Origin of the sequence: uncultured Romboutsia sp. (assembly GCF_958366745.1) — a bacterium.
Taxonomy (GTDB): domain Bacteria; phylum Bacillota; class Clostridia; order Peptostreptococcales; family Peptostreptococcaceae; genus Romboutsia; species Romboutsia timonensis.
In genome coordinates this window covers 1-6,977 of record NZ_CATXCO010000122.1, presented here as the reverse complement: position 1 = coordinate 6,977, position 6,977 = coordinate 1, and the positions used below count along the sequence as shown (strand labels likewise).

The 6,977-nt window shown below is 25.0% G+C and carries 7 protein-coding genes and 1 riboswitch; of the genes, 5 read left to right on the top strand and 2 right to left on the bottom strand.

Going from position 1 to position 6,977, the window contains the following annotated elements; all coding sequences use genetic code 11:
* The 5 genes from Q5F54_RS08790 to Q5F54_RS08770 form a co-directional block, all read left to right on the top strand.
* A partial coding sequence (locus Q5F54_RS08790) for an SPASM domain-containing protein (RefSeq protein ID WP_302334254.1) occupies nt 1-454 on the top strand: 454 nt, incomplete at its 5' end.
* 18 nt (nt 455-472) lie between these two features.
* Nucleotides 473-1,498, top strand: coding sequence for a lysylphosphatidylglycerol synthase domain-containing protein (locus Q5F54_RS08785; RefSeq protein ID WP_288248594.1), 1,026 nt, complete (start codon nt 473-475; stop codon nt 1,496-1,498).
* A gap of 156 nt (nt 1,499-1,654) precedes the next feature.
* Nucleotides 1,655-2,197 (top strand): TetR/AcrR family transcriptional regulator C-terminal domain-containing protein, encoded by a 543-nt coding sequence (locus Q5F54_RS08780; RefSeq protein WP_330697388.1) that lies wholly within the window; start codon nt 1,655-1,657, stop codon nt 2,195-2,197.
* Nucleotides 2,198-2,425: 228 nt separating this feature from the next.
* Nucleotides 2,426-2,525, top strand: a riboswitch (purine riboswitch).
* An 88-nt stretch (nt 2,526-2,613) separates the two neighbouring features.
* The gene (gene add, locus Q5F54_RS08775) at nt 2,614-3,603 is read left to right on the top strand and encodes an adenosine deaminase (RefSeq protein ID WP_281537727.1); all 990 of its coding nucleotides are present in this window, start codon (nt 2,614-2,616) and stop codon (nt 3,601-3,603) included.
* 183 nt (nt 3,604-3,786) lie between these two features.
* The gene (locus tag Q5F54_RS08770) at nt 3,787-4,551 is read left to right on the top strand and encodes a serine hydrolase (RefSeq protein WP_071120730.1); all 765 of its coding nucleotides are present in this window, start codon (nt 3,787-3,789) and stop codon (nt 4,549-4,551) included.
* Nucleotides 4,552-4,887: 336 nt separating this feature from the next.
* Here the strand turns inward: Q5F54_RS08770 and Q5F54_RS08765 are convergent, their stop codons facing one another.
* Both Q5F54_RS08765 and Q5F54_RS08760 read right to left on the bottom strand, forming a co-directional pair.
* Nucleotides 4,888-5,367 (bottom strand): hypothetical protein, encoded by a 480-nt coding sequence (locus Q5F54_RS08765; RefSeq protein ID WP_288526986.1) that lies wholly within the window; start codon nt 5,365-5,367, stop codon nt 4,888-4,890.
* A 138-nt stretch (nt 5,368-5,505) separates the two neighbouring features.
* Nucleotides 5,506-6,552: an IS1595-like element ISCpe8 family transposase gene (locus Q5F54_RS08760; RefSeq protein WP_288526984.1), complete on the bottom strand. Its 1,047-nt coding sequence runs from the start codon at nt 6,550-6,552 to the stop codon at nt 5,506-5,508.
* Between the last annotated feature and the right edge of the window lie 425 nt (nt 6,553-6,977).

Sequence of the window (6,977 nt, the reverse complement as noted above, 5' to 3'; positions counted from 1 at the left end):
TATGTATCATAGAGTAAGAGAAATACGTGGGATTGAAGGTGGAAAGCCTATATTTGCAATAGACTTCCAAAATGATGGTGAAGATGTAGGTGGATGTATAGCTGGTGGAAGAAACTACTTACACATAAACCCAAATGGAGATGTAGAACCTTGTGTGTTTATACATTATTCTAGTGCAAATATAAAAGAAGTAACATTACTAGAAGCCTTAAAACAACCATTATTTATGGCATACAGAGATAACCAACCATTTAATAATAATCATTTAAGACCTTGCCCAATGCTTGAAAATCCAGAATATTTAAGAAATATGGTAAAAAAATGTAATGCAAAATCAACTGATTTACAGTCTCTTGAAGAAGTTGATCATTTATGTGATAAATGTACATTATATGCTCATAATTGGGCTGATGTAGCAGATAAATTATGGGAGGAAAATAAAAAAGATAAATAAGTATAAAGGAGGGTATCCTTGAAAAATAAACAGAATAACAGACTTAAATTTATATTTCTAATAATAATTGTATCAGCTATAGTTTATATATTTCAAAATTATATGGTAGATATATATATACAATTAAAGAAATTAAGTTTAAAAGGATGCATAAGTATTTTAATTTTATCTATAGGATATAGTTTTGTAGAAGGTTTTAACATTTCGTTTTTAGCAAAACAATTTAGTAGAAAATTTACTATTTTAAACGGGATAGGATGCTCTTTTTATACTAGTTTTTATAAAACTGCAACATTTGGAAGCGGCTCTTACGTCGCTTCCGTTTATTATTTACAACAAAAAGGGATATCACCATCACAAGGAGTCGGTGTTAGTACCCTTAATTATGTATTTCATAGGTTATCAATAGCATTATTTAGTATTATATGTATAATTATAAATTACAGTTTTATAAAAATAAATTTCTACGATTATCTAGGAATAATTAAGTTTGTTTATATAATCACTATATTAATATTATTTTTTTTAGTATCTATATGTTTATCAAATAAATTTCATAAATTTTTACTGCTAATAATTAGATACATTAGTAATAAGCTAAAAATAAATAGTAAATACAAAGAGAAAATAAATTATATTGAAGCAGAAATATTGAGAATAAAAAAAAGCTCAATAGTATTATTAAAAAATAAGATGATAATAGTAATAGAAATTTTAATGAACCTAGTTAAATTTTTACTTATATATTTAAGCTCATATATAGCATTAAGAGAAATGAATATAAATATAGGCATAATAGATGCACTGACTGTAACTTCACTAGCAATGATTTTAGCAGGAAGTATACCAGCACCAGCAGGAATTGCATCTGTTGAGTTTGTTTATACATTATTATTTTCAGTTATAGCAAACAGTATAAAATCTGTATCTAGTATGCTTATATACAGATTTTCAAGCTTTATAGTACCTTTTTTAGTAGGAGGATTATATGTAATTCTAAGGAAAGTTAAAAGATCTATTTTTTATAAAAATAAAGAATTATAGATTATTTGTACTTAGATAAATATTTTTACAAAAAAGCATTTAATCTAATTTTTATATATAGAAAAAATTAGATATCAATATAGACAAAACCTATTCATATACTTATTCTAGAATACTTTTAGAAAGTGAGTAGATGTATGGAAAGTAAAAAAAGAAATAACCAAAAATCTGCTAGCTAATAGCTTTAAAAAGCTTATATTAGATATACCTTTTAAAAATATAACTATTAAGATGATTACTGATAAGAGTAAAGTTATTAGACCAACATTTTATCATCACTTTAAAGATAAGTATGAAGTACTAGAATATATAGTAGATGAAGATATAATGAAAAATATATATGAGATGGTAGATAGTGATATGGAATATGAATCCTTAAAAATAATATTTATAAGATTAGAAAAAAATAGGGAGTTTATAAAAAAAGCATTTAAAGTAGAAGGACAAAATTCTTTTAAAGAAATATTAGGTTATAAAATATATAACATATTTATAAGAATTATAGATAAGCATGAATTAAATGAACTATATTATTCTAATGTTTTAACTAAAGAAAATATGGCAAGGTATTATACTAATGGATTGATATCATTTATCGAATTGTGGGTAGATAAAGGCTGTGAATATAGTGGAATAGACATGTTTGAAGCATATACTTATATGGTGTCACACTCTATTATGGATATAATAAAAAAATAGACGAATAATTATAAAGGTCTTTAGAAAAAATTTATATATATTATTAGGTTATATTTTATGTAACTTATATAGAATGTAAAAATATAGTTAAAACTAATAAAATATACCCTGTCGGAAAATACGACGGGGAATTTACTTTTATATATTAAGGAAATATTTTGCTCCCACATCCTTTGAGTGAAGTTAATTTTTATAAAAATAATTGACAATAATTATAAATGCTAATAGAATATATAGAAATAAATATTTCGTATAATCCCAATAATAAGGTTTGGGAGTTTCTACCAAGAACCTATAATTCTTGATTACGAAGAAAAGTTGTATTTATAATATAGCTTTTCTTTGTAATTAAGAATTTTTTTATACAAAAAAATGAAATAATAATAATATATATAAATAAGATTAGGGGGATAAACATGATAAATAAGTTACCAAAAATAGAATTACATTGTCATTTAGATGGAAGTGTTAGAGTGGATACTATTATAGATATAGCTAAAAAAGAAAATATAAAATTAGAGTCATATGAAAAATGTGATGTTGAAAAATTGGTTCAAGTACCTAATGATTGTACATCTTTAAATGAATATTTAAAAAGATTTGATTTAGCCAATAAGGTTATGCAAAGTAGAGAAAATATAAAAAGAGTTACATTTGAACTTTTAGAAGATGCACAAAAAGAAAATGTAAAATATATAGAAGTTAGATTTGCTCCGTTATTACATTTAAATGGAGGATTAAGTATAGAAGAAGTTATACAAAGTGCAATAGATGGAATCAATGAAGCAGAAAAAATGTATGATATAAAAGGGAATATAATACTATGCTGTATGAGAACTATGAGTGAAGATGATGCTATACTAGTTGTTGAAGAGGGGAAAAAATTTTTAAATAAAGGTGTAGTAGCAATAGATTTAGCAGGGCCTGAAGAAGAAGGATTTGTTAAAAAATATAAAAAAGCAATAGAACTTGCAAGAAGCTATGGATATAATATAACAATACATGCAGGAGAAGCTGCAAGTAGTCAAAATGTTATAGATGCTATAAATATAGCTAAAGCACAAAGAATAGGTCATGGTGTTCGAATAAAAGATATGAAAGAGGCTTATGAATTAGTGAAAGAAACTAAAGTTGTTTTAGAAATGTGCCCAACTAGTAATATTCAAACTAAGGCAGTTGAAGATTTTAGAAAATATCCATTATATGATTTTTATAAAAATGGAATAAATGTAAGTATAAACACTGATAATAGAACTGTTTCAAATATAGATTTAAGCAATGAAATAAAACTTATATATGATAAATTTAATATAGATAAAGATGAGTATATAGATATATACTTAAATACTGTAAATGCTACATTTGCTGATGAGTGTATAAAGGAATGGTTAAGAAGATTAATATAGAGTTTAATAGAATAATTAGAAAAATAAGATTTTAATATAAATTTTGGGTATAATTATATAATTTAATAATAAAAAATTACATCTTTAAACAACGGATGTAATTTTTTTATTATTAAGTTATACGTATTATGTTTAATTATTTGCTATTATATTAAATATAATATAAAAAAGAGGGTGTAAATTTTGCAAGAGAAAATAATAAAGCTACTAGAAGGGTGTAGTGGAAAAATAGGTTTTTACTATAAAGACTTAAATACTCAAAATGAAATAAAATATAATGAAGATGTTAAGTTTATGGCAGCAAGCATAGTAAAATTACCTATTTTAATTGAAGCTCTAAGAAGATTAGAGTCTAAAGACATAAGTGATTTAGAAAAAATAGCTATAACTAAGTATATGAAAGTACCAAGTTGTGGAGCACTTACATATATGCATGATGGAATCGAAGTTACTATAAGGGATTTGTGTAATTTAATGATTATATTAAGTGACAATACAGCAACCAACGTATTAATAGATAGATTAGGCATTGATGAAATTAACAAAACTATAAAAAATTTAGGATTAAAAAATACTATATTAAGTAGAAAAATGTATGATATGGAAAGTAAAAAGTTGGGGAATGAAAATTACTTTTCTTTATCTGATATGGCTATAATACTAGAATCTATACATAATGAAACACTTATATCGCAAAGTGTAAGTAAAGAAATTAAAACTATTATGAAAGAACAACAAATAAATCATAAAATACCATATTATATACCAGAAGATGTAACTATACTTCATAAAACAGGTGAAGCTGATGGAATTACTCATGATATAGGTATTGTTTATTCAAAAAATCCATTTATAATAGGGTTTGCATCTAATGAAACTAATATTCAAGAATTTGAAGATATTATAAGAAAAATATCTAGATTTATATATGAAGAAAGTGAAAAATAATAATTGTTAAATTAAAAATGAATATGAAAACCTTTTAAGAAGTTAATATAAGTTGTATTACTTAGACAGAGTACTTCCAATAGATGATTAGATTAATAAAATAAAGTAGGTTGTTTTATAAAAAATAACTATTTATAAAGATTAGTGTTTGAAAATTTTAAACAAATACTAATCTTTTTATTTTTTTATTGGCTATGTTAGCCCTCTTAGTGATAAATATGACATAAAAACAACCACACCTTAGACTTTTCAATACATTGAATTCTAAGATGTGGTTGCTTCTATAACTTACTATAAATTGTTCGTAATATATTAAAAATGTATATTTAATTTCCCTTACCATTGCAAATGAAATTTATACTTACCTGCCACAGATGGATTAGCTCTTACATAATGTGGTGTACCCAATCCACCACTACTTTTTGCACTCCAAGATTCATCTTTACTATACTGTGTTCCATTAGAACTACTAATAGTTTCACCAACATTATTAACAATTTCAAACGATGTTGTTGCTCCGTCTTTCGGAACTTCCTTTATTGTAACAACTATATTATCACTATCCCATTTATTTATACCATATATCTTGTCAAATCTATTCTTAGTCAAACCTATTGAATCTGTAGTTGTGCTTGTACGAGTAACACCATCTGCATCAGTATATTCATATACTGTATTACCATTGTAATCAACAGTCATCTCTACTTCCGCACTATTATTAGAACCAGTTCCATAATTAGCAAATACTCTTGTCCCCAAATAACTAAATGCTAAAACAACTGCACACCCTATAGATAATACTTTCTTTTTAATCATAATATCCCCCCTAATAAAATTTTACACAATCTTATTTCACATTATATAACAATTGCGAACTTAATTATATTATACAAAATATTCAATTATTTTCCAATTGCAAAATGATTTCATTAATTTGAAGTAAAGTTCCTTATTTTAGGTTAACTCAATGAATCTATTTCTAATAGTGGTTCTAGTTACATATGTATCCTTAGTAGCTACATTCACTAGCATATCTTTAATTCGGTCATTCTTTTTATTCTTCTTACTTAGTTGTAGAAATTTAAACCAAGCCAAATAATTATTGATATATTTTGTGGATACACCATTAAAAGTCATTAACCATCTCTTAAAGCTACTGTGAAGAGCATTTATATGCTGTAAATGATAAACACTATCTATCATTGATTTTCCCCTAGGAACTTGCTTTAATTCTATGTTCAACTTATCCTTTATTCCCATATATGATTTATGTGAATCTACACAAAAAGTAGCATCTTCACATATTTTATTGTCAAAGAAGTTAACTATTTGATTTGTTGTAATTCTACCATTACAAATAGCACCCATAAGGATATTTCCTTTTCTATCAATTGCTGTCTCTATACAAATCTGCTCTTTTGATATTCCTCTTTTCTTCTTATCATTTTTACCTTTACCTCTTTTTCTAGGGTTTCTAGGCATTACAAATGTAGTACTTTTAGAATGATTCCCTTTAAAAGACTCCTTAATAAAGCATTCATCTACTTCAACTATACCTTCAACTTTATCATTTTTTAATGATAGATTTATTACATCAAGTATCCTATGACGCATGTAAAAAGACGTTTTAACACCTACTTCTACTTCTTCTGCACATTTTCTTATAGAAAGTCCTAATATCATTAATTCGCAGTATTTTAGCCATTTATCTAAGCCTAATTTTGTATTAGAGAATGGAGACATAGTAAACTCATCAAAACTTGTACGACAACATTTACATATATATCTTTGTCTTCCGTTAGATTTCCCATTTTTATTTACATCTTTACATTGACATTTTGGGCATTCGTATCCTTTAGAAAATCTGCTTTCTTTAACATTATCTCTAATTTCAGAGGAATTAAATAAAGTACTTAATACTTCTTGTGCTACTGAAATTAACTCTGTAAGTTCATTCTTTTTTAAATCTTTTATCATAGCTTTTATATCTACTTTTGGCATAATATTAGGTATCCTTTCTGCAAATCAGTTGAAATATAGTTTACACCTATATTATATCCTATTTTAGATATAATTAATCACAAAGTTAGCTAACATAGCCTTTTTATTAAAAATTAATTAACATAATGATTTAATTAAATTTATATAATAATATGCATTATGAATAATAATAAAATATATAGTACATTACTAGACAAAAGAATAAATTAATTAGAACTAGATGATAGATGTTATTCTTATGTAAGTTAATTAACTGAATGTATATGTATTAATAACTGTTAATAATCTAGATAAGAGTTATATTTTATTAGAAATAATAGGAGAGTGGTGTTGTGGATGATAAGTATTATTTAACTGATAATATAAGTGAAGCAGACATGAATAAATTTAGAATGAAACTAGAATTTACATTAGGAAGACATGGC

Excerpts from the sequence above, each read along its gene's own strand:
- Q5F54_RS08760 (WP_288526984.1), bottom strand. The coding sequence starts at position 6,552 with ATGCCAAAAGTAGATATAAAAGCTATGATAAAAGATTTAAAAAAGAAT.
- Q5F54_RS08765 (WP_288526986.1), bottom strand. The coding sequence starts at position 5,367 with ATGATTAAAAAGAAAGTATTATCTATAGGGTGTGCAGTTGTTTTAGCA.
- add (WP_281537727.1), top strand. The coding sequence starts at position 2,614 with ATGATAAATAAGTTACCAAAAATAGAATTACATTGTCATTTAGATGGA.